The organism is Pseudomonas sp. 5P_5.1_Bac1 (genome assembly GCF_025466015.1).
In the GTDB taxonomy this organism is placed as follows: domain Bacteria; phylum Pseudomonadota; class Gammaproteobacteria; order Pseudomonadales; family Pseudomonadaceae; genus Aquipseudomonas.
Genome location: NZ_JANLNX010000050.1, coordinates 24,200 through 45,393 on the forward strand (window position 1 = coordinate 24,200; position 21,194 = coordinate 45,393).

The following is a 21,194-nucleotide window of genomic DNA, read 5'->3' on the forward strand; positions in this document are numbered from 1 at the left end:
AGTTTTTTACCAATCGACGGGGCGCGCAAGGCGCCCCGCGTCTTGAACGGGCGGCGTGATGCTGAACAAAACTCCTCTATGGAAATGCGCACTGATCCTGGTGGTACTGGTGATCGGTTTTATTTATTCCGCTCCCAATCTCTACCCTGACGATCCGGCTATCCAGGTCAGCGGCGCCAGCACTGCGCTGCAGGTCAATCAGGCCGATCTGGACCGTGTCAGCAAGGCGCTGGTCGATGCCGGGATCGCGGTCAAGGGCGCAAGTTTGGGTGAAAGTGGCCGTGGCGCACTGCTGCGTCTGACCAAACAGGAAGACCAACTTCCCGCCAAGGATGTCGTGCGCAAGGCACTGGGCGATGATTACGTGGTGGCTCTGAACTTGGCCCCGACCACGCCAAAATGGCTGCGCAGCGTCGGTGCTCATCCGATGAAGCTGGGCCTGGACCTTTCCGGTGGTGTGCACTTCCTTCTCGAAGTGGACATGGAAAAGGCCATGCAAGCGCGCCTGAAAGTCTACGAAGGTGAAGTGAAGAGCCTGCTGCGCAAGGAGCGTGTGCGCTACCGCAGCCTGCCGCAACAGGATGGTGGCATCCAGTTGGGCTTCTCCGACGATGCCTCCCGCGAACAGGCTCGCAGCCTGATCCGCAAGAATTTCAACGATTTCGACCTGACCACCAACGAGCGTAACGACCTGTTCGTGCTGCGCCTGGCGATCACGCCGGCGAAGGTCACGGAAATCCGTGAATACTCGATCAAGCAGAACCTGACTACGGTACGTAACCGCGTCAACGAACTGGGCGTCGCCGAGCCGCTGGTTCAGCGCCAGGGTGCCAACCGCATCGTGGTCGAGCTGCCGGGCGTGCAGGACACCGCCGAAGCCAAGCGTATTCTCGGCAAGACCGCCAACCTGGAATTCCGCCTGGGCGCCGAGCCTGGTGCGTCCAAAGCCACGACCGAGGTCTTCGAGTTCCGTGAAGGCGGTCGTTCCGCGCCGGTCGAGCGTGGTCTGATCATCACCGGTGACCAGGTTACCGATGCCCAGGCCAGCTATGACGAGCACGGCCGTCCGCAGGTGAACATCCGTCTCGATGGCCATGGCGGCGAGCTGATGAGCCGCGCGACCCGCAGCAACGTCGGTCGCAGCATGGCGGTGATCTTCATCGAGCAGCGTCCGATGACCCGCTACGAGAAGCAGGTGGTCGACGGCGTCGAGAAAGACGTGGCGATCCAGACCTTCAAGGAAGAGAAGAAGATCATCAGCCTGGCGACCATCCAGTCGCCGCTCGGCAGTCAGTTCCGCATCACCGGCCTGAACGGCCAGGGTGAGTCGTCCGAGCTGGCCCTGCTGCTGCGTGCCGGTGGCCTGGCCGCGCCGATGTACTTCGCTGAAGAACGCACCATCGGTCCGAGCCTGGGTGCCGACAACATCACCAAGGGTATCGATGCGTCGCTGTGGGGCATGCTGTTCGTCTCGCTGTTCATCATGGCCATCTACCGTTTCTTCGGTCTGATCGCCACTGTCGCCCTGGCGGGCAACATGGTCCTGCTGCTGGCACTGATGTCGGTGCTTGGCGCGACCCTGACCCTGCCGGGTATCGCCGGTATCGTGTTGACCATGGGTATGGCGGTGGACGCCAACGTGCTGATCTTCTCGCGTATCCGCGAGGAGCTGGCCAACGGGATGTCCGTGCAGCGCGCCATCAACGAAGGTTTCGACCGTGCCTACACGGCGATTCTCGACGCCAACCTCACGACCCTGCTGGTCGGCGGCATCCTTTTCGCAATGGGCACCGGCCCGGTCAAGGGCTTCGCGGTCACCATGTCGCTGGGTATCTTCACCTCGATGTTCACTGCCATCATGGTTACCCGTGCGATCGTCAACGGGATCTATGGCGGGCGTGACTTCAAGAAGCTGTGGATTTAAGGGGCTGCCATGCTACGTACGATCAACTTCATGGGCGTGCGCAATGTTGCGTTCGCCGTCACCATGCTCCTTACCGTTCTGGCGTTGTTCAGCTGGTTCCACAAAGGGCTGAACTTCGGCCTGGACTTCACCGGCGGTACGCTCATCGAGCTGACCTACGAGCGTCCGGCTGATCTGACCCAGGTCCGCGAAGAGCTGGTCAAGTCCGGCTTCCACGACGCCGTGGTGCAGAGCTTCGGTGCGACCACCGACCTGCTGGTGCGTATGCCGGGCGATGATCCGCTGCTGGGCAACCGCGTTTCCGAGGCGCTGCAGAAGGCGGGCGGCGACAACCCGGCGACCGTCAAGCGCGTCGAGTTCGTCGGTCCGCAGGTCGGCGAAGAACTGCGTGACCAGGGCGGCCTCGGCATGCTCCTGGCGCTGGGCGGGATCATGATCTACCTGGCCTTCCGCTTTCAGTGGAAGTTCGCGGTCGGCGCGATCATTTCGCTGATCCACGACGTGGTCGTGACCATGGGTATCCTGTCGTTCTTCCAGATCACCTTCGACCTGACGGTGCTGGCGGCGGTACTGGCGATCATCGGTTACTCGCTCAACGACACCATCGTCGTGTTCGACCGGGTTCGCGAGAACTTCCGCGTGCTGCGCAAGGCGTCGCTGATCGAGAACATCAACATCTCGACCACCCAGACCCTGCTGCGTACCGTGGCGACCTCGGTGTCGACCTTGCTGGCCATCGCCGCGCTGCTGTTCTTCGGCGGCGACAACCTGTACGGCTTCTCCCTGGCGCTGCTGGTGGGTGTTCTGGCGGGTACCTACTCGTCGATCTACATCGCCAACGTGGTGCTGATCTGGCTGAACCTGAACAGCGAAGACCTGATTCCTCCGGTTAAAACCGAAGGTGTGGACGAGCGTCCATAAGGCTTTTTCCTACGCCTCAGGCGGAAGAGGAAGGCGCGAGTATTGAACTCGCGCCTTTTTTTTTGCTCCAAGGCTGGGAGAAGCGCGGGTCAAACCCGCAGGTAAATCAGGAGGTTCACGTGAATAAGTCGATGCTGGTGGGTGCGGTACTGGGTGCTGTCGGTGTGACTGCCGGAGGTGCTGTCGCGACCTACAGCCTGGTCAACAGCGGGCCGGAATACGCCCAGGTGCTGGGTGTGCAGCCGGTCAAGCAGACTGTGAAGACGCCACGGGAAGTCTGTAAGGATGTGACCGTTACGCGGCAGAAGCCCGTGCAGGATCAGCACCAGATCGCCGGTACCGTGCTCGGTGCGGTGGCGGGTGGGCTGCTCGGCAATCAGATCGGTGGCGGCACCGGCAAGAAGATCGCCACGGTGGCCGGTGCGGTCGGCGGCGGTTATGCCGGCAACAAGGTTCAGGAAAACATGCAGAACAACGACACCTACTCCACGACACAGACCCGTTGCAACACGGTCAATGACGTAAGCGAGAAGGTGATTGGCTATGACGTGAAGTATTCGGTCGGCGAGAAGGTCGGTCAGGTGCGCATGGACCGTGATCCTGGGTCGCAGATTCCGCTGGATAAGCAGGGCAATCTGGTTTTGGGGCAGGCGCAGCCGGCTCAGTAATGAGGCCCTGAGATTCGACCAAAAAAAAGCACCTCGAAAGGTGCTTTTTTCATGCCCGGCTAAAAACTCAGCGCTTTACCGAAGGCGGCAGGTGCGGCTGGATAGCCGTCAGCACAGCCTTGAAGCACTTGATGTTGCCGGCAACGACGTGGCCTTTCTCAAGGAAGTCGTGACCACCGGTGAAGTCGCTCACCAGGCCGCCCGCTTCCTGGATCAGCAGCGCGCCCGCAGCCATGTCCCATTCGGACAGGCCCGACTCCCAGAAGGCGTCGAAACGACCAGCGGCAACGTAGGCCAGGTCCAGGCTGGCGGAACCGGCGCGGCGGATGCCGGCGGTCTGGCCGACCAGGGCGCGGAACATGCCCAGGTAGTTGTCCAGGTATTCCATCTGGTTGTCGCGGAACGGAAAGCCGGTGCCGAGCAGGGCGCCTTCCAGGCTGGTGCGCGAGCTGACGCGCAGGCGACGGCCGTTCAGCTGGGCGCCACGGCCACGGCTAGCGGTGAATTCTTCTTGGCGAACCGGGTCCAGTACGACGGCGTGCTCGAGGCGGCCGCGGTATTTGCAGGCGATGCTGACAGCAAAGTGAGGAACGCCACGCAGGAAGTTGGTAGTGCCATCCAGCGGATCGATGATCCACAGGTAGTCTTCGCCTTCACCGCTGCCGGCGTGCAGGCCGGTCTCTTCGCCTTGGATGGCGTGGGTCGGGTAGGCTTTGCGCAGCGCGTCGATGATGACTTTCTCGGCGGCGCGATCAACTTCGGACACGTAATCCTTGGCGTCCTTCTCATCAACCTTGATGGTATCCAGGCGCTCGATTGAGCGGAAAATCAGTTCGCTGGCGCTGCGGGCGGCGCGCAGCGCGATATTCAGCATGGGCTGCATGGACGTTTCACCTGAGTGTTAAAGAAAGCCGCACATTCTATCAGAAAACTTTCCGGGCAGAAGGGCAACATTTGCTTACGTAGCTTAATGGCGGTCGCTTCTGTAAGATTTGCTCCCCTCTTTTTAGTGTCTGAGAGCGCCTGCCGTGCTGGAAAATATACGTGTCGTTCTGGTTTGTACCAGCCACCCCGGCAATATCGGAGGCGCTGCGCGTGCCATGAAGAACATGGGCCTGTCGCGGCTGGTGCTGGTGAGTCCTGCGGATTTCCCGTCTCCAGAGGCCAGCGCGCGCGCTTCCGGCGCCGACGATGTGCTGGCGGGTGCCCAGGTGGTTTCCACCCTTGAAGACGCGCTGGTCGGCTGCACTCTGGTGATCGGCACCAGCGCGCGCAGTCGCAGCCTGCCCTGGCCGATGCTCGAGCCGCGCGAGTGCGGCACCGAAGTTACCGGACGAGCGGCGCAGGGCGAGCAGGTCGCCCTGGTCTTTGGTCGTGAGCACGCCGGCCTGACCAATGAAGAGCTGCAGCGCTGCCATTACCACGTGCACATCCCGTCCAATCCGGATTTCAGCTCGCTGAACCTGGCGGCGGCGGTGCAGGTGCTGAGCTACGAGGTCCGCACGGCCTGGCTGGCGCAGGCGTCGCAGCCTGAAAAAACGGAAAAGGATGAGCCGGTCGAAGAACTGGCCACCATGGACGAAATGGAGCGGTTCTACGGGCACCTGGAAGACACGCTGGTGCAGATCGGTTTCCTCGATCCGTCCCGGCCCAAGCACCTGATGCCGCGTTTGCGTCGCCTGTTCGGGCGCAGCGCGGTGAATCGTTCGGAAATGAGTATTTTGCGCGGCATCCTCACCGAAACCCAGAAAGCGGCCCGGGGCGATGCACACAAGCGGAAGGATCAATAATGTTCGAGCGTCTGCGTGAAGATATCCAAAGCGTATTCCACCGTGACCCGGCGGCACGCAATGCCTTTGAGGTGCTGACCTGCTATCCGGGCATGCACGCGATCTGGCTGCACCGCGCGGCGCATTGTCTGTGGAAGAAGGACTGGAAGTGGCTGGCCCGGCTGGTGTCGAACTTCGGCCGCTGGATGACCGGGATCGAGATCCACCCGGGTGCCAAGGTTGGCCGGCGCTTCTTCATCGACCATGGCATGGGCATCGTGATCGGTGAGACCGCGGAGATCGGCGACGATGTCACCTTGTACCAGGGCGTGACCCTCGGCGGCACCAGCTGGAACAAGGGCAAGCGCCATCCGACCCTGGAAGACGGCGTGGTGGTCGGCGCCGGGGCCAAGGTGCTCGGTCCGTTCACGGTGGGTGCCGGTGCCAAGATCGGCTCCAACGCAGTGGTCACCAAGGCCGTGCCGGCCGGCGCCACGGCGGTGGGAATTCCGGGGCGGATCATCGTCAAGTCCGATGTCGAGCAGGAAGCCCGGCGCAAGGCCATGGCCGAGAAGATCGGCTTTGATGCCTACGGCGTCAGCGAAGACATGCCCGACCCGGTGGCCCGCGCCATTGGTCAGTTGCTCGATCACCTGCAAGCGGTGGACGGGCGCTTGGAAGACATGTGCGGTGCGCTGAAAAACCTCGGCAGCGACTACTGCGCCAAGGAGCTTCCGGCCTTGCATGAAGAAGATTTCGCCTGCGTCAAAGGCGAGGTTCGCAGCGACGCGCCGACGCATTGACAGGCCGTTCGTTACAAGGGGCGTGTGCTCACGCCCTGATCTTGCTATCATCGCGCCCGCCGTTCAGGCGCAATCCCGACTAAAGCAGTAGGTCTTATAGTTGACTTAAATGCTCGGGAATCGCATACTCGCACACATCCTGTAACTCCCGTGGTATCAAATAGCCATGCGACTGACTACTAAAGGCCGATACGCCGTGACTGCCATGCTCGACCTGGCACTGCACGCGCAAAATGGGCCGGTGTCCCTGGCCGACATCTCTGAGCGCCAAGGCATTTCCCTCTCTTATCTGGAGCAGTTGTTCGCCAAACTGCGCCGCGCCAACCTGGTTTCCAGTGTGCGTGGTCCAGGCGGTGGCTATCAGCTCTCGCGAGTCATGGAAAGCATCCAGGTGGCCCAGGTTATCGATGCGGTCAATGAATCGGTCGACGCAACCCGTTGCCAAGGTCTCGGCGATTGCCATGCCGGTGACACCTGCCTGACCCACCACCTGTGGTGCGACCTCAGTGCACGAATCCACGAATTCCTCAGCGGAATCAGCCTGGCCGACCTAGTGACCCGCCGAGAGGTCCAGGAAGTGGCCCAGCGCCAGGACCTTCGCCGCATTGCTGGCCGAGCCCCGCATCTGGACAAGATTGAAACGTCCGCCGTCGAATGACCGTTTCGAACGAGCGACGCGCCTGCCTGATAGGAGAGATTCAATGAAGTTGCCGATCTACCTCGATTACTCCGCGACCACTCCGGTCGACCCACGTGTCGCCCAGAAGATGAGCGAATGCCTGCTGGTCGACGGGAACTTCGGTAACCCGGCGTCGCGCTCCCACGTCTTCGGCTGGAAAGCTGAAGAGTCGGTCGAAAACGCCCGCCGCCAGGTCGCTGACCTGGTCAATGCCGACCCACGCGAAATCGTCTGGACCAGCGGTGCCACCGAGTCCGACAACCTGGCGTTGAAAGGTGTCGCGCACTTCTACAGCACCAAGGGCAAGCACATCATCACCTCCAAGATCGAGCACAAAGCGGTCCTGGACAGCACTCGCCAACTCGAGCGCGAAGGCTTCGAAGTCACCTACCTCGAGCCTGGCAGCGACGGCCTGATCACTCCGGCCATGATCGAAGCGGCCCTGCGCGACGACACCATCCTCGTGTCGATCATGCATGTGAACAACGAGATCGGCACCATCAACGACATCGCCGCCATCGGTGAACTGACCCGCTCCCGCGGTGTGATGTTCCACGTCGATGCGGCTCAGTCCACTGGCAAGGTCGAGATCGACCTGCAGAAGCTGAAAGTCGACCTGATGTCCTTCTCCGCTCACAAAACCTACGGCCCGAAAGGCATTGGCGCGCTGTATGTCAGCCGCAAGCCGCGGGTTCGCCTGGAAGCTGCCATGCACGGCGGTGGTCATGAACGCGGCATGCGTTCGGGCACCCTGGCGACCCACCAGATCGTCGGCATGGGCGAAGCCTTCGCCGTCGCCAAAGAGCTGATGGCCAGCGAGAACGTGCGCATCAAGGCCCTGAGCGACCGCTTCTTCAAGCAGGTCGAAGGCCTGGAAGAGCTGTACGTCAACGGCAGCCTGACCGCGCGCATTCCGCACAACCTGAACCTGAGCTTCAACTACGTCGAAGGCGAGTCGCTGATCATGGCGCTCAAGGACCTGGCCGTATCGTCCGGTTCTGCATGCACTTCGGCATCCCTCGAGCCGTCCTATGTCCTGCGCGCCCTGGGCCGCAACGACGAACTGGCGCACAGCTCGATCCGCTTCACCTTCGGCCGCTTCACCACCGAAGAAGAAATCGACTACGCCGCGCAGAAGGTCTGCGAGGCCGTTACCAAGCTGCGCGAATTGTCGCCGCTGTGGGATATGTACAAAGACGGCGTCGACATCTCCAAGATCGAGTGGGCTGCGCACTAAGTAGTCGCCGGCAAGAGCGGCTCTCTGATGAGGAAGGAATTGCACCATGGCATACAGTGAAAAGGTCATCGACCACTACGAAAACCCGCGCAACGTCGGCAAGATGAATGCCGAAGACCCGGATGTTGGCACCGGCATGGTCGGCGCTCCGGCGTGCGGCGACGTGATGCGCCTGCAGATCAAGGTCAACGAGCAGGGCGTCATCGAAGACGCCAAGTTCAAGACCTACGGCTGTGGTTCGGCCATCGCTTCCAGCTCCCTCGCCACAGAGTGGATGAAGGGCAAGACCCTGGACGAAGCCGAGACCATCAAGAACACGCAGCTGGCCGAAGAACTGGCCCTGCCGCCGGTCAAGATCCACTGCTCGGTACTCGCCGAAGACGCCATCAAGGCGGCCGTTCGCGACTACAAGCAGAAGAAAGGTCTGATCTGAACCACCTTCAGCAGGTTTAAGGAGTCTCGATGGCTATCAGCATGACAGAAGCCGCCGCCAACCACGTGCGGCGCTCCCTCGAAGGACGCGGCAAGGGTGACGGTGTTCGCCTGGGTGTCCGTACTACCGGCTGCTCCGGTCTGGCCTACGTGCTGGAGTTCGTTGACGAGCCGAACGGCGAAGACGAAGTGTTCGAAAGTCACGGTGTGAAAGTGATCATCGACCCGAAAAGTCTGGTGTACCTCGACGGTACCGAGCTGGACTTCGTCAAGGAAGGGTTGAACGAAGGCTTCAAGTTCAACAACCCCAACGTGCGCGGTGAGTGTGGCTGCGGCGAAAGCTTCAACGTCTGAGGCTGCGCGTGGGTACTCCTTGTCATTTCGCCCTGTTTGAACTGCAGCCGGACTTCCGTCTGGACCTCGAGCAATTGGCCGCCCGCTACCGCGAGCTGGCCCGTGCCGTGCATCCAGACCGGTTCGCCGATGCGTCCGAGCGCGAACAGCGCCTGGCGCTGGAACGGTCCGCTGGTCTCAACGATGCCTATCAGACCCTCAAGAGCGCGCCCCGTCGGGCGCGTTACCTGTTGGCGCTCGGCGGCCATGAAGTGCCGCAGGAAGTCACCGTCCACGATCCCGAGTTTCTCTTCCAGCAGATGCAGTGGCGCGAAGAGCTCGAAGACCTTCAGGACAGTGCCGACCTCGATGGCGTGGCCGCGTTCAAGCGCCGCCTGAAAGCCGCCTCCGAAGCCCTCAACGAGGAGTTCGCCGCTTGCTGGAACGACGCCGCGCAGCGTGAACAGGCCGAACGCCTGATGCGCCGCATGCAGTTCCTCGACAAGCTCGCCTACGAAGTGCGCCAGCTGGAAGAGCGCCTCGACGATTAACCCGGTGCCGCCCCTGGCGACACCCCTGGTATTCAGATAAGCATGGCCCTACTGCAGATCGCCGAACCCGGTCAGACTCCTCAACCCCACCAGCGCCGACTGGCCGTGGGTATCGACCTGGGTACTACCAATTCGCTGGTCGCTGCCCTGCGCAGTGGTCTTTCCGCTCCGTTGCCCGATGCCGAAGGCCGGGTCATCCTGCCGTCCGCGGTGCGCTACCACGCTGACCACGTCGATGTCGGTCACGTTGCGCGCGAGTCGGCCTCTGCCGATCCGCTGAACACCATCCTCTCGGTCAAGCGCCTGATGGGGCGTGGCCTCGCGGACGTCAAGCAACTGGGGGAGCAACTGCCTTACCGCTTCGTCGGCGGCGAGTCGCACATGCCGTTCATCGAGACGATCCAGGGGCCGAAGAGTCCGGTGGAAGTTTCCGCCGATATCCTCAAGGTGCTGCGCCAGCGCGCTGAAGAAACCCTCGGTGGCGAGCTGGTTGGCGCGGTGATCACCGTGCCGGCCTATTTCGACGATGCTCAGCGCCAGGCCACCAAGGACGCCGCGCGTCTGGCCGGCCTCAACGTGCTGCGCCTGCTCAACGAGCCGACCGCGGCGGCTGTCGCCTACGGCCTGGACCAGAACGCCGAAGGCGTCGTGGCTATCTACGACCTGGGCGGCGGTACCTTCGATATTTCCATCCTGCGCCTGACCGGCGGTGTCTTCGAAGTGCTGGCCACCGGTGGCGATACCGCCCTGGGCGGCGATGATTTCGACCACGCCATTGCCAGTTGGATCGTACAGTCCGCCGGCTTGTCTTCCGACCTCGATCCCGGTGCGCAGCGTCGCCTGCTGGAAACCGCCTGCGCCGCCAAGGAAGCCCTGACCGACGCCGATTCCGTGGCCGTGCGCTACGACGGCTGGCAAGCCGAGCTGACCCGTGACGCCTTCGACGCGCTGATCGAACCGATGATCGCCCGCAGCCTGAAAGCCTGCCGTCGCGCCGTGCGTGACAGCGGTATCGAGCTGGAAGAAGTCGAGGCGGTGGTCATGGTCGGCGGCTCGACCCGTGTTCCTCGCGTGCGCAGTGCCGTGGGCGAGTTGTTCGGGCGTCAGCCGTTGACCGATATCGACCCGGATCAGGTGGTGGCCATTGGTGCTGCGATCCAGGCCGATACCCTGGCCGGCAACCGCCGCGAAGGTGGCGAATTGCTGCTGCTTGACGTGATTCCGCTGTCCCTGGGGCTGGAGACGATGGGCGGGCTGATGGAGAAGGTGATTCCGCGCAACACTACCATTCCGGTCGCCCGAGCCCAGGAGTTCACCACCTACAAGGATGGCCAGACGGCCATGATGATCCACGTGCTCCAGGGTGAGCGCGAGTTGATCAGCGATTGCCGTTCCCTCGCCCGTTTCGAGCTGCGTGGCATTCCCGCCATGGTGGCCGGTGCCGCGAAGATCCGCGTGACCTTCCAGGTCGATGCTGACGGCCTGCTCAGCGTTTCCGCGCGGGAGCTGGGTTCGGGCGTCGAATCGAGCATTCAGGTCAAGCCGTCCTACGGCCTGACCGACGGCGAAATCGCCCGCATGCTCAAGGACTCCTTCGAGCACGCCGGCAATGACAAGGCGGCGCGCCAGTTGCGCGAACACCAGGTCGACGCCGAGCGCCTGCTTGAAGCAGTGCAGGGCGCGCTGGATGCCGACGGCGAGCGTCTGCTGGACGCCGAAGAGCGCCTGGCGATCGAGCAACAGATGCAAGATTTGCGTGATTTGATGAGCGGCACCGATGGCTCGGCCATCGAGCAGCAGACCAAGCGTCTGTCGCAGGTGACCGATGCCTTTGCTGCCCGACGCCTTGATTCGACGGTCAAAGCCGCACTGGCCGGGCGCAACCTGAATGAGATCGAGGACAACTGATGCCGCAGGTTACATTTCTGCCCCACGAGAAGTTCTGTCCGGACGGCTTGACCGTCGAGGCAGCACCGGGGACTTCCATTCTCGAACTGGCCCATGACCATCACATCGAGATCGAAAGCGCCTGTGGCGGCGTGTGTGCTTGCACCACGTGTCACTGCATCGTCCGCCAGGGTTTCGACTCGGTCGAGGAAGCGGACGAGCTGGAAGAAGACATGCTGGACAAGGCCTGGGGCCTGGAAGCGCAGTCTCGTCTGGCGTGCCAGGTGGTCGTTGGTGAAGAAGACCTGACCATCGAGATTCCGAAGTACTCGCTCAACCACGCCGCCGAAGCGCCGCATTGATCCTGGAGCCGACATGAGCCTGAAATGGGTTGATGTACTTGAAATTGCTATCCAGCTTGCCGAAAGCAAGCCGGAAGTCGATCCTCGCTACGTGAATTTCGTCGATCTGCATCGCTGGGTGCTGGCATTGCCAGACTTCAGCGACGATCCGGCCCGCGGCGGCGAGAAGGTCCTGGAAGCCATTCAGGGCGCCTGGATCGAAGAAGCCGACTGAGCGCACTCGGCAGGTTAGGCAATCCCCCGGAACCCGCGTATAATTCGCGGGTTTAATTTTTCGCATCACTTACTGTTTCTGGAGTTACACCATGGCTGTTCAACGTACTTTCTCCATCATCAAGCCTGACGCCGTTGCCAAGAACGTCATCGGCAAAATCACCACCCGTTTCGAAGACGCCGGCCTGAAAATCGTTGCTTCGAAAATCAAGCAACTGTCCAAGGCCGAAGCCGAAGGCTTCTACGCCGAGCACGCAGAGCGCGGTTTCTTCGGTGACCTGGTTGCCTTCATGACCTCCGGTCCAGTTGTCGTTCAGGTTCTGGAAGGCGAAAACGCCATCGCTCGCAACCGTGAGCTGATGGGCGCTACCAACCCTAAAGAAGCTGCTGCCGGCACCATCCGTGCTGACTTCGCCGAGTCCATCGACGCCAACGCCGTTCACGGTTCGGACTCCGAAGCCGCTGCCGCTCGCGAAATCGCTTACTTCTTCGCAGCTACCGAGGTAACCACTCGCTAAGCCACGGCTTTCGAGTGAGGGTGAATCCATGACTACATCGACTGGCAAAACTAACCTGTTGGGACTTACCCAGCCGGAAATGGAAAAATTCTTCGACTCGATAGGGGAGAAGCGCTTCCGTGCCGGTCAGGTAATGAAATGGATTCACCACTTTGGCGTCGATGATTTCGACGCCATGACCAACGTCGGCAAGGCGCTGCGCGAAAAGCTCAAATCGTGCGCCGAGATTCGCGGCCCGGAAGTGGTCAGCGAGGACATCTCCAGCGACGGCACCCGTAAATGGGTGGTGCGCGTGGCCTCTGGCAGTTGCGTCGAAACCGTCTACATCCCCCAGGGCAAGCGCGGTACGTTGTGCGTATCGTCCCAGGCCGGTTGTGCTCTGGACTGCAGTTTCTGCTCCACCGGCAAGCAAGGATTCAACAGCAACCTCACCGCCGCCGAAGTCATCGGCCAGGTGTGGATTGCCAACAAGTCGTTCGGCAGCGTGCCGGCCACCATCGACCGCGCCATCACCAACGTGGTGATGATGGGCATGGGTGAGCCACTGCTGAACTTCGACAACGTGGTCGCCGCCATGCACCTGATGATGGACGACCTCGGCTATGGCATTTCCAAGCGCCGGGTGACCCTGTCCACCTCCGGCGTGGTGCCGATGATCGATGAGCTGGCCAAGCACATCGACGTCTCCCTGGCCCTGTCGCTGCACGCGCCGAACGACGCGCTGCGCAACGAACTGGTGCCGATCAACAAGAAGTACCCGCTCAAGGTTCTGCTCGAGTCTTGCATGCGCTACATGTCCGAACTGGGCGAGAAGCGCGTACTGACCATCGAGTACACCCTGCTCAAGGACGTCAACGACAAGCTCGAACACGCCCAGGAAATGGCCGAGCTGCTGAAGAACGTGCCGTGCAAGATCAATCTGATCCCGTTCAACCCGTTCCCGCACTCCGGCTACGAGCGTCCGAGCAACAACGCGATCCGCCGTTTCCAGGACTGCCTGCACCACGCCGGTTACAACGTGACCGTGCGCACCACGCGTGGTGAAGACATCGATGCCGCGTGCGGGCAACTGGTCGGCCAGGTCATGGACCGTACCCGTCGCAGTGAGCGCTATATCGCTGTGCGGCAATTGAACGCCGACGCCGATTCCAGCGGCGCGGCGGGCAACTGAGACGAGGACCGCCATGACCTTGCGCGTCGCGCTGCCGCTTCTCCTGCTGACGCTGCTTTACGGCTGCGCCACGCCCGGTGGCAAGGCGCGCGACGAGTCCCGCAAGGCTTATGTGCAATTGGGTCTGGGGTATCTGCAACAAGGCCAGAGCGAAAGGGCGAAGATTCCCTTGAAGAAGGCCCTGGCGCTCGGCGCCGATGATGCCGAGGTCAACGCGGCGCTGGCACTGGTTTTCCAGCGCGAGGACGAGCCGGCACTGGCCCGGATGCACTTCCAGAAGGCCTTGTCTGCCCAGCCCCATGACCCACGCATTCGCAACAACTACGGTGGTTTTCTCTACAGCCAGGGGCAATATGCCGAGGCGCAGCAGATGTTTCGCCAAGCGTCGGCCGATACCCTGTATCCTGAGCGGTCCCGGGTGTTCGAGAACCTCGGATTGACGGCCATCAGGCTGGGTCAGCGCGACCAGGCGCGGGAATACCTGGAAAAAGCTTTGCGTCTTAACCAGCAGCAGCCTCGGGCCTTGCTGGAAATGGCTGAGATGTCTTACGAAGACAGGCATTATGTGCCAGCTCGCGCGTTCTACGACCGGCACAGCCGCTTGAGTGAACCGAGTGCACGCAGCCTGTTGCTGGGCAACCGCCTGGCGACCGTCTTCGAAGAACGGACCGCGGCCGCCGAACTGGGCCTGCAATTACAACGACTTTATCCCGGTACGCCGGAATATCAGCAATACCTGTCGGAGCAATGATGAAAGCGGCGCATCCCGAAGTAGCACCAGCGACTCGCGAAAATCCCGGTGAGATTCTGCGTCAGGCTCGTGAGAGCCGGGACTGGTCGCAGGCCGACGTGGCCCGCAAGCTCAACCTGACCGTGAGTTCCCTGAACAACCTCGAATCCGGCGCGTTCGACAAGCTGCCGGGGCACACCTTCGCCCGCGGCTATATCCGCGCCTACGCCAAGCTGTTCGAGATGGACCAGGCCGCACTGGTCCAGGCCTTCGACCATTACACCGGTACGCATGCCCAGGGCAGTGACGTACACGCGCTGGGTCGTATCGAAGAGCCGGTTCGTCTTTCGCACAACATCATGCGCATCGTCAGCCTGCTGCTGCTGGTCCTGGTGGTCGGTGGCGGCTTCGTCTGGTGGCAAGACCAGAGCAGCCTGCGCGGCAAGGACCAGGCAAACATTGCCCTGGAACATGTCGAAGTCGAAAGCGCCGACGGCACCACGCAGATTCATCAACTGGACGAACCTGAAGATCAGGCCGTGACCGCTGGCCAGGAACCGGAAGCCACCCCGCCCGCCACCGAGCAGGCCCCTGCGGCTACCGCCGAAGCGCCGGCCCCGGTCCAGGCTCCCGCTGCTGCGGCAACACATCCTGCTGCGCCAGTGACTCCGGCTGCTCCGGCTGCCGCTGCACCTGCACCGGCAGTGCCCGCAGCACCAGTGGCCAGCGCCCCGGCTGTCGCGGCCGCGACGCCAGCGCCCGCCGCGGTCTCCGCGGGCAGTGGCCAAGTGCACATGCTGTTCGTTGCCGATTGCTGGACCTCGGTGACCGACGGTAACGGCAAGGTGCTGTTCAGCGCGGTCAAGCGCAAGGGCGATACCCTGGAATTGACCGGCAAACCACCTTTCTCGGTACGCCTGGGCTTTGCCCGCGGCGCGCAGATCACCTACAACGGTCAGGCTGTCGATGTCGCTCCGTTCACCAGTGGCGAAACCGCTCGCCTGAAGTTGGGGCAATAAGTCATGCACGGCGAATCTCCTATCAAACGTCGCGAATCCAGAAAGATCTGGGTCGGTAACGTGCCTGTTGGCGGCGATGCTCCCATCGCTGTCCAGAGCATGACCAACACCGACACCAACGACGTTGCTGCCACCGTGGCGCAGATCAACCGTCTGGTAGACGCCGGCGTCGACATCGTCCGGGTTTCCGTCCCGGACATGGATGCTGCCGAAGCCTTCGGTCGCATCAAGCAACTGGTCAGCGTGCCGCTGGTCGCCGATATCCATTTCGATTACCGCATTGCCCTGCGCGTCGCCGAGCTGGGCGTTGACTGCCTGCGCATCAACCCGGGCAACATCGGTCGCGAAGACCGTGTGCGTGCCGTGGTCGATGCCGCTCGCGACCGGGGCATCCCGATCCGCATCGGCGTCAACGCAGGTTCCCTGGAAAAGGACCTGCAGAAGAAGTACGGCGAACCGACCCCGGCCGCGCTGGTCGAGTCGGCGTTGCGCCATGTCGAGCACCTCGATCGCCTGAATTTTCAGGACTTCAAGGTCAGCGTGAAGGCTTCCGACGTGTTCATGGCCGTTGAAGCCTACCGTCTGCTGGCCAAGCAGATCGTCCAGCCACTGCACCTGGGCATCACCGAAGCCGGTGGCCTGCGTTCGGGCACGGTGAAATCGGCGGTCGGCCTCGGTATGCTGCTCGCCGACGGGATTGGCGATACTATTCGCATTTCGCTTGCGGCCGACCCGGTCGAAGAAGTGAAAGTCGGCTACGACATCCTCAAATCGCTGCACCTGCGTTCCCGTGGCATCAACTTCATCGCCTGCCCGAGTTGCTCGCGGCAGAACTTCGATGTGGTCAAGACCATGAACGAGCTTGAAGGCCGTCTGGAAGACCTGCTGGTGCCGATGGACGTCGCGGTGATCGGTTGTGTGGTCAACGGACCCGGCGAAGCCAAGGAAGCCCATGTCGGGCTGACCGGTGGCACGCCGAACCTGATCTACATCGACGGTAAGCCGGCGCAGAAGCTGACCAATGACAACCTGGTCGAGGAGCTTGAAAAGCTCATTCGCCAGAAAGCGGCCGAGAAGGCCGAGGCCGACGCGGCAGTGATTGCCCGCGGTTGACCGCTACAGATTTCGTTAAGGATTTTCCGTGAGCAAATCGCTGCAAGCCATCCGTGGCATGAACGACATCCTGCCCGAGCAGACGCCGCTGTGGCGCTACTTCGAGAGCACCGTTGCAGGTCTGCTGGATACCTACGGCTATCGCCAGATCCGCATGCCGATCGTCGAGTTCACCGAGCTGTTCAAGCGCTCCATCGGTGAAGTGACCGACATCGTCGAAAAAGAGATGTACACCTTCAACGACCGCAACGGTGACTCCCTGACCCTGCGCCCCGAAGGCACCGCGTCCTGCGTGCGTGCGGTGCTGGAGCACGGCATCAGCGGCGGCGGCCAGGTGCAGAAGCTCTGGTACATCGGCCAGATGTTCCGTCACGAGCGTCCGCAGAAAGGCCGTTATCGCCAGTTCAACCAGATCGGTATCGAGGTCTTCAACCTCGACGGCCCGGACATCGACGCCGAGCTTATTGTCCTGACCTGGCGCCTGTGGGGCCTGCTGGGTCTGCGCGATGCGGTGAAACTGGAGCTCAACAGCCTGGGCACCAGCGAAGCGCGTGCCCGCTACCGTGATGCGCTGGTGGAATTCCTGTCCGCCCGCCTCGAGCAACTGGACGAAGACAGCCAGCGCCGCCTGAAGACCAACCCGCTGCGCATTCTCGACAGCAAGGACGCCAATACCCAGGCGGCCCTGGTCGGCGCACCGAAGCTGGAAGAGTATCTGGACGAAGAGTCGCGGATTCACTTCGAAGGCCTGAAGTCGCGCCTGGATGCCGCCGGCATTCCTTATGTGATCAACACCAAGCTGGTGCGTGGTCTCGACTACTACAGCAAGACCGTGTTCGAGTGGGTCACCGACAAGCTCGGTTCCCAGGGCACCGTCTGTGCCGGCGGCCGTTACGACGGTCTGGTCGAGCAAATGGGCGGCAAGCCGACCCCGGGCGTCGGTTTCGCCATGGGCATCGAGCGTCTGATCCTGCTGCTGGAAACCCTGGAGCTGGTGCCTGAGTCGATTTCCCGTCAGGTCGACGTCTACCTCTGCGCCTTCGGCGAGCAAGCCGAACTGGCTGGCCTGCAACTGAGCGAGCGTCTGCGTGACCGTCTGCCGAACCTGCGCCTGCAGGTCAACGCTGGTGGCGGCAGCTTCAAGAGCCAGTTCAAGAAGGCCGACAAGAGCGCGGCGCTGTATGCGCTGATCCTCGGGGACGACGAACTGGCCCAACAAGTGGTAGGTTTCAAACCCCTGCGTGGTCAGGGCGAACAACAAAACATTGCCTGGGATGCTCTGGCTGAGCACCTGGAAGCTTCCCTCGCGCAGGCGTGAAGCGCCCATCAGCGGATTTGGTGAAAAGGAGTATTGGGGTGTCGAGTACCGATGATGAACAACTGGCCGCATTCAAGGACTGGTGGGAGCGCAACGGCAAGCCACTGGTAACTGGCGGTCTGCTCGCACTGGTTGTGGTGTTCGGCTGGCAAGCCTGGCACAAGTACCAGAACAACCAGTCGCAAGGCGCCTCGAACCTCTATCAGGCCCTGCTGGAAACCACGCTGACGCCGACCGGTGAGCCGGACAAGGCCAAGGTCGCGGAGCTTTCCGGGAAACTCAAAAACGAGTTCCCGGGTTCGGCCTACGCCCAGTACGCCAGCCTGTTCGTCGCCAAGGTTGCGGTGGAAAGCGGCAAGCTGGACGACGCCGCCGCCGAGCTGAAAAGCGTTACCGACAAGCCTGCCGACGCGACCCTGGGTGAAATCGCCCGTCAGCGTCTGGCCCGCGTGCTGGCTGCACAGAACAAGGCCGATGAGGCACTGAAACTGCTCGACGGCGACACCGACAAGGCGTTCGTTGCCACCCGCGAAGAGCTCAAGGGCGACCTGCTGGTGCAACTGGGCCGTAGCGATGACGCACATGCTGCATACGAAAAGGCCAAGGCCGCACTGTCTGACGACGATGCGGTAGGTGGTCTGCAACTCAAGCTCGACGACCTGGCCAAAGGGGATGCCTGACGTGATTGGTTGGAAACATGCAGCAGTGCTGAGCCTGGCCATTCTGGCCGCGGGTTGCAGCAGCAACAGCAAGAAGGAATTGCCTCCGGCCGAACTGACCAAGTTCACCGAAGAGGTGGTACTCAAGAAGCAGTGGAGCCGTTCGATCGGCGATGGCCAGGGCGACAGCTTCAACATGCTGGTGCCGGCGATCGAGAACGACCGCATCTACGCCTCGGACGTCACCGGTGTGGTGATGGCCCTGGACCGTCTGAACGGCGACGTGGTCTGGAAGAAAGACCTCGACCTGCCGGTCTCCGGCGCTGTCGGCGTTGGTTATGGCCTGGTCACGCTCGGTACCCTCAAGGGTGAAGTGATTGCCCTGGACTCCAGCACCGGCGAAGAGAAGTGGCGTTCCCGGGTGACCAGCGAAGTGCTGGCTCCGCCTGCGAACAACGGTGACATCGTTGTCGTCCAGACTCAGGACGACCGCGTGATCGGCCTTGATGCCAACACGGGTGATCGTCGCTGGATCTACGAAAGTACTCCAGCGGTGCTGACCCTGCGCGGTACCGGTGCTCCGATCGTTACCAACAGCCTGGCAGTCGCCGGCCTGTCCAGTGGCAAGGTTGTTGCCCTGGATACCCGCAACGGCGTGCCGGTGTGGGAACAACGGGTCGCCGTTCCGCAAGGTCGTTCGGAACTGGAGCGCGTGGTGGACATCGACGGCGGCCTGCTGCTGTCGGGTGGCACCCTGTACGTCGCCAGCTATCAGGGCCGCGTCGCGGGCCTGGACCTGGAGTCCGGCCGTGTGCTCTGGCAGCGTGATGCTTCCAGCTACACCGGTGTGGCTCAGGGCTTCGGCAACGTTTACGTGAGCGAAGCGTCGGGCACTGTCGAAGGTATCGACGAGCGTTCTTCGTCGGCCTTGTGGAGCAACGACCAACTGGCTCGTCGCCAGCTGTCGGCGCCGGAAGTGTTCTCCAGCTACGTGGCAGTCGGTGACCTGGAAGGTTACCTGCACCTGCTGAGCCAGGTGGACGGCCGTTTCGTCGGCCGTGAGCGCATCGACAGCGACGGCCTGCGCGCCCGTCCGCTGGTGGTGGGCGACACGATTTATGTGTATGGCAACAGCGGCACCCTTGAGGCGCTGAGCATACGCTGAGTCTATGCTTGGGGCCTGAGTGCCCCGGGCCGCGACGTCGCGAGACGTTGCCCGAAACTCCGGCCGCTGCCTCGCAGCGGCCTTTGTATTTTTTGAATTTACGCAAATGGAGAGCCGCATGGTTCCCGTAATCGCCCTGGTAGGTCGGCCGAACGTCGGCAAATCCACCATGTTCAACCGCCTGACCAAGACCCGCGACGCCATCGTCGGCGACCTCTCGGGTCTGACCCGCGACCGCCAGTACGGCGAAGCGCGCTGGCAGGGACGCAGCTACATCCTGATCGACACCGGTGGTATCACCGGCGACGAAGCAGGCATGGACGAAAAGATGGCCGAGCAATCGCTGATGGCCATCGAAGAAGCCGATCACGTGCTGTTCCTGGTCGACGCCCGCGCCGGCATGACCGCCGCCGACCAGATGATCGCCGAGCACCTGCGCAAGCGGAACAAGCGCTCGTACCTGGTGGCCAACAAGATCGACCACATCGATCCTGACACCGCCGTCGCCGAGTTCGCGCCGATGGGCATGGGCAACGCGATTCCGGTCGCCGGCTCCCAGGGCCGTGGCATCAATACGTTGATGGAACTCGTGCTGGGCGATACGCCGCGCGAGGAAGAAGAAGACGCACTGGCTGAAGACGTCGCCGAAGGCCAGGAAGCCGTACGGATTCCCGGCCCGAGCGAGAAAGATGGCATCAAGATCGCCATCATCGGTCGTCCCAACGTCGGCAAGTCGACCCTGGTCAACCGCATGCTCGGCGAAGAGCGCGTGGTGGTCTACGACGAGCCGGGCACGACCCGCGACAGTATCTACATTCCCTTCGAGCGCAACGAAGAGAAGTACACCCTGATCGACACGGCCGGTGTGCGCAAGCGCGGCAAGATCCACGAGGAAGTTGAAAAGTTCTCGGTGGTGAAGACCCTGCAGGCGATCAAGGACGCCAACGTGGTGATCTTCGTCATGGATGCCCGCGAAGGCGTGGTGGACCATGACCTGAACCTGCTGGGCTTCGCCCTGGAAGCCGGCCGCGCCATCGTCATCGCCCTGAACAAGTGGGATGGCATGCAGCCGGGCGAGCGCGACTACGTGAAGACCGAGCTGGAGCGCCGGCTGTTCTTCGTCGACTTCGCCGACATTCACTTCATCTCGGCACTGCATGGCACTGGCGTCGGCAACCTGTACCAGTCGGTGCAGAACTCGTTCAAGTCGGCGGTCACCCGCTGGCCGACCAGCCGCCTGACCCAGATCCTCGAAGACGCGGTCAGCGAGCACCAGCCGCCGATGGTCAACAGCCGCCGGATCAAGCTGCGTTATGCCCACCTGGGTGGCGCCAACCCGCCGATCATCGTGATCCACGGCAACCAGGTGGAGAAGGTCCCGCGTTCGTACTCGCGTTACCTGGAAAACACCTATCGCCGCGTGCTGAAGCTGGTCGGTACGCCGATTCGCATCGAGTACAAGGGCAGCGACAACCCTTATGAGGGCAACAAGAACACCCTCACCGACCGCCAGGTCAACAAGAAGCGCCGGCTGATGACGCACCACAAGAAAGCCGAGAAGAAGCGCAAGGACAAGCGCAAGTAAAACCGTTGCGGCGCACCGAGGGCTATTCGCCCGCGGCGCGCCGCACGCGTTTTTGACCCGGATCAGCGCCTCGCGCCGGGAGTTTGTTTCAACCTTTTTCCTGACCATCCAATCCGCTATGCTCGGGGCCTGTCCGC

23 protein-coding genes are annotated in these 21,194 nt (G+C 62.1%); 22 read left to right on the plus strand and 1 reads right to left on the minus strand.

Annotated elements, in window-relative coordinates:
* Positions 1-58: 58 nt before the first annotated feature.
* The 3 genes from secD (at position 59) to NTD82_RS09855 (ending at position 3,513) form a co-directional block, all read left to right on the plus strand.
* The gene (gene secD / locus NTD82_RS09845) at positions 59-1,924 is read left to right on the plus strand and encodes a protein translocase subunit SecD (protein ID WP_095159530.1); all 1,866 of its coding nucleotides are present in this window, start codon (positions 59-61) and stop codon (positions 1,922-1,924) included.
* A 9-nt stretch (positions 1,925-1,933) separates the two neighbouring features.
* Positions 1,934-2,845 carry a protein translocase subunit SecF gene (gene secF / locus NTD82_RS09850; protein ID WP_262128640.1) on the plus strand — a complete coding sequence of 304 codons (912 nt, stop codon included), beginning with the start codon at positions 1,934-1,936 and terminating at the stop codon, positions 2,843-2,845.
* A gap of 119 nt (positions 2,846-2,964) precedes the next feature.
* Entirely contained in the window at positions 2,965-3,513 is a 549-nt protein-coding gene (locus NTD82_RS09855; protein ID WP_095159532.1) for a glycine zipper 2TM domain-containing protein, read from the plus strand.
* A gap of 67 nt (positions 3,514-3,580) precedes the next feature.
* Here NTD82_RS09855 and suhB read toward each other — a convergent pair whose 3' ends face one another.
* Positions 3,581-4,396, minus strand: coding sequence for an inositol-phosphate phosphatase (gene suhB, locus NTD82_RS09860; RefSeq protein ID WP_042120846.1), 816 nt, complete (start codon positions 4,394-4,396; stop codon positions 3,581-3,583).
* Positions 4,397-4,541: 145 nt separating this feature from the next.
* Here suhB and trmJ point away from each other — a divergent pair, with 145 nt between their 5' ends.
* The 19 genes from trmJ to der all read left to right on the plus strand — a co-directional run bounded on the left by trmJ (position 4,542) and on the right by der (position 21,057).
* Positions 4,542-5,303 carry a tRNA (cytosine(32)/uridine(32)-2'-O)-methyltransferase TrmJ gene (gene trmJ, locus NTD82_RS09865; RefSeq protein ID WP_095159533.1) on the plus strand — a complete coding sequence of 254 codons (762 nt, stop codon included), beginning with the start codon at positions 4,542-4,544 and terminating at the stop codon, positions 5,301-5,303.
* Complete coding sequence (cysE, locus tag NTD82_RS09870; protein WP_095159534.1) at positions 5,303-6,085, plus strand: serine O-acetyltransferase; 783 nt, start codon at positions 5,303-5,305, stop codon at positions 6,083-6,085. The genes trmJ and cysE overlap by 1 nt, the downstream gene beginning before the upstream one ends.
* Positions 6,086-6,251: 166 nt before the next feature.
* On the plus strand, positions 6,252-6,743 hold the full coding sequence (gene iscR, locus NTD82_RS09875) for a Fe-S cluster assembly transcriptional regulator IscR (protein ID WP_095159535.1): 492 nt from the start codon (positions 6,252-6,254) through the stop codon (positions 6,741-6,743).
* A 43-nt stretch (positions 6,744-6,786) separates the two neighbouring features.
* Complete coding sequence (locus NTD82_RS09880) at positions 6,787-8,001, plus strand: IscS subfamily cysteine desulfurase (protein ID WP_095159536.1); 1,215 nt, start codon at positions 6,787-6,789, stop codon at positions 7,999-8,001.
* 46 nt (positions 8,002-8,047) lie between these two features.
* Entirely contained in the window at positions 8,048-8,434 is a 387-nt protein-coding gene (iscU, locus tag NTD82_RS09885) for a Fe-S cluster assembly scaffold IscU (RefSeq protein ID WP_003248539.1), read from the plus strand.
* A gap of 29 nt (positions 8,435-8,463) precedes the next feature.
* A complete protein-coding gene (gene iscA / locus NTD82_RS09890; RefSeq protein ID WP_095159537.1) occupies positions 8,464-8,787 on the plus strand; it encodes an iron-sulfur cluster assembly protein IscA in 324 nt (107 codons plus the stop codon).
* An 8-nt stretch (positions 8,788-8,795) separates the two neighbouring features.
* Complete coding sequence (gene hscB / locus NTD82_RS09895) at positions 8,796-9,317, plus strand: co-chaperone HscB (protein ID WP_095159538.1); 522 nt, start codon at positions 8,796-8,798, stop codon at positions 9,315-9,317.
* Positions 9,318-9,359: 42 nt separating this feature from the next.
* Positions 9,360-11,225: a Fe-S protein assembly chaperone HscA gene (hscA, locus tag NTD82_RS09900; protein WP_110968047.1), complete on the plus strand. Its 1,866-nt coding sequence runs from the start codon at positions 9,360-9,362 to the stop codon at positions 11,223-11,225.
* Positions 11,225-11,566, plus strand: coding sequence for an ISC system 2Fe-2S type ferredoxin (fdx, locus tag NTD82_RS09905; RefSeq protein ID WP_095159540.1), 342 nt, complete (start codon positions 11,225-11,227; stop codon positions 11,564-11,566). The genes hscA and fdx overlap by 1 nt, the downstream gene beginning before the upstream one ends.
* Positions 11,567-11,579: 13 nt before the next feature.
* Positions 11,580-11,780 carry a Fe-S cluster assembly protein IscX gene (iscX, locus tag NTD82_RS09910; protein WP_095159541.1) on the plus strand — a complete coding sequence of 67 codons (201 nt, stop codon included), beginning with the start codon at positions 11,580-11,582 and terminating at the stop codon, positions 11,778-11,780.
* A gap of 91 nt (positions 11,781-11,871) precedes the next feature.
* Positions 11,872-12,297, plus strand: coding sequence for a nucleoside-diphosphate kinase (gene ndk, locus NTD82_RS09915; protein ID WP_095159542.1), 426 nt, complete (start codon positions 11,872-11,874; stop codon positions 12,295-12,297).
* A gap of 28 nt (positions 12,298-12,325) precedes the next feature.
* Positions 12,326-13,468 carry a 23S rRNA (adenine(2503)-C(2))-methyltransferase RlmN gene (gene rlmN / locus NTD82_RS09920; protein WP_095159543.1) on the plus strand — a complete coding sequence of 381 codons (1,143 nt, stop codon included), beginning with the start codon at positions 12,326-12,328 and terminating at the stop codon, positions 13,466-13,468.
* 13 nt (positions 13,469-13,481) lie between these two features.
* Positions 13,482-14,219 (plus strand): type IV pilus biogenesis/stability protein PilW, encoded by a 738-nt coding sequence (gene pilW / locus NTD82_RS09925; protein ID WP_095159544.1) that lies wholly within the window; start codon positions 13,482-13,484, stop codon positions 14,217-14,219.
* Positions 14,219-15,217 carry a helix-turn-helix domain-containing protein gene (locus tag NTD82_RS09930; protein WP_262128643.1) on the plus strand — a complete coding sequence of 333 codons (999 nt, stop codon included), beginning with the start codon at positions 14,219-14,221 and terminating at the stop codon, positions 15,215-15,217. Before pilW ends, NTD82_RS09930 begins: the two co-directional genes overlap by 1 nt.
* Positions 15,218-15,220: 3 nt before the next feature.
* Positions 15,221-16,330, plus strand: coding sequence for a flavodoxin-dependent (E)-4-hydroxy-3-methylbut-2-enyl-diphosphate synthase (gene ispG, locus NTD82_RS09935; protein ID WP_110968051.1), 1,110 nt, complete (start codon positions 15,221-15,223; stop codon positions 16,328-16,330).
* 28 nt (positions 16,331-16,358) lie between these two features.
* Complete coding sequence (gene hisS, locus NTD82_RS09940; RefSeq protein WP_095159547.1) at positions 16,359-17,648, plus strand: histidine--tRNA ligase; 1,290 nt, start codon at positions 16,359-16,361, stop codon at positions 17,646-17,648.
* Positions 17,649-17,686: 38 nt separating this feature from the next.
* A complete protein-coding gene (locus NTD82_RS09945; protein WP_095159548.1) occupies positions 17,687-18,328 on the plus strand; it encodes a YfgM family protein in 642 nt (213 codons plus the stop codon).
* Positions 18,321-19,472 (plus strand): outer membrane protein assembly factor BamB, encoded by a 1,152-nt coding sequence (gene bamB / locus NTD82_RS09950; RefSeq protein ID WP_095159549.1) that lies wholly within the window; start codon positions 18,321-18,323, stop codon positions 19,470-19,472. The genes NTD82_RS09945 and bamB overlap by 8 nt, the downstream gene beginning before the upstream one ends.
* Positions 19,473-19,590: 118 nt before the next feature.
* Positions 19,591-21,057, plus strand: coding sequence for a ribosome biogenesis GTPase Der (gene der / locus NTD82_RS09955; RefSeq protein ID WP_095159550.1), 1,467 nt, complete (start codon positions 19,591-19,593; stop codon positions 21,055-21,057).
* Positions 21,058-21,194: the final 137 nt, after the last annotated feature.